The sequence below is a fragment of the Microtetraspora glauca genome (assembly GCF_040656155.1).
Classification (GTDB): Bacteria; Actinomycetota; Actinomycetes; order Streptosporangiales; family Streptosporangiaceae; genus Microtetraspora; species Microtetraspora glauca.
Genome location: NZ_JBFALK010000059.1, coordinates 1 through 1,027 on the forward strand (window position 1 = coordinate 1; position 1,027 = coordinate 1,027).

At 65.4% G+C, this 1,027-nt stretch carries 1 pseudogene; it reads right to left on the reverse strand.

Annotated elements, in window-relative coordinates:
- Window positions 1-692 (reverse strand): annotated as a pseudogene (locus AB0I59_RS42050) (hypothetical protein); the annotation flags it as partial.
- Window positions 693-1,027: the final 335 nt, after the last annotated feature.

The following is a 1,027-nucleotide window of genomic DNA, read 5'->3' on the forward strand; positions in this document are numbered from 1 at the left end:
CCTGTGTATTGCTTGCTGGAGCCGCTTCCCCATATTTGCCAGCCCAACACCGTGACCCCTTCCTCGTACGGCATATTGGCGACGATTTGGGCGGGGTCGTCGGAGCTGCTAAAGAAGTCAAACATATAGCCACCACCAGTGGCGATCTTGCCAGCTGGGCACCGTACTATGGCCCTTCCCTGGTTCTCTCTGAGGTTGAAGGGCGCCTTGACAATCCTCGCCACGCCCTGTCCCCCGGGTTCGCCCTTGGGGCCCTGTGGTCCGATGGGACCGGTGTCGCCCTTGGGTCCCTGCTTGCCGTCCTCGCCGGGGAGTCCACGGTCGCCCTTGTCGCCCTTTGGTCCCTGAGCGCCGTCCTTGCCATCCTGGCCCTTCAGGCCGGTCTCGCCCTTCTCGCCTTTGAGGCCCTGCGGACCGGCGGGCCCGGTTTCACCCTTCTGGCCCTGGGGGCCCTGCCTGCCCTGGGCACCCGACTGGCCGGTCGCTCCCTGGAGACCTGCCGGGCCCTGCGGCCCCTCCTTGCCCCAGGAGACCTTCGTCTCGGTCGGGCGGCACGTCGTGGTGACGCCGACGAGACGCATGTATCGGGTCTTCTTGTTGACGCAGGCGTACAAGGCGCTCTCGTCAGCCGACGAAGCGGTGGCGACGCCGCCGATCGTGAAGACGGATACGGCCAGCGCACCGATGGTCACGAGGCTGACGGTGCGTCCACCTCGCAATTTGATAGCCACGAGTTCCTCTTTCTGAGGCGCCTCATGTTTGGCGCCTCTGTGGTTGTGATTCGAACAGCACTCTGCTGCGCCCCTGATCGAGAAGCAGTCCGAGAAGCACATTGGAGCCCTGTCTCAGTCAAGATCGAAGTCCGTCCGTAAGGCCTATCTCGATCTCGAACTGCTGACGGACCGCTGCTGGACCCGCGGACAGGGGGCCGGCAGTCGTACCGGGCGACACGGCGACCCGTGGTGGTGACTTCACGCATTTCTCGACCCGCGTCGTCCCCCTGCGGTCGGGCCCGCACCCAGCCCGG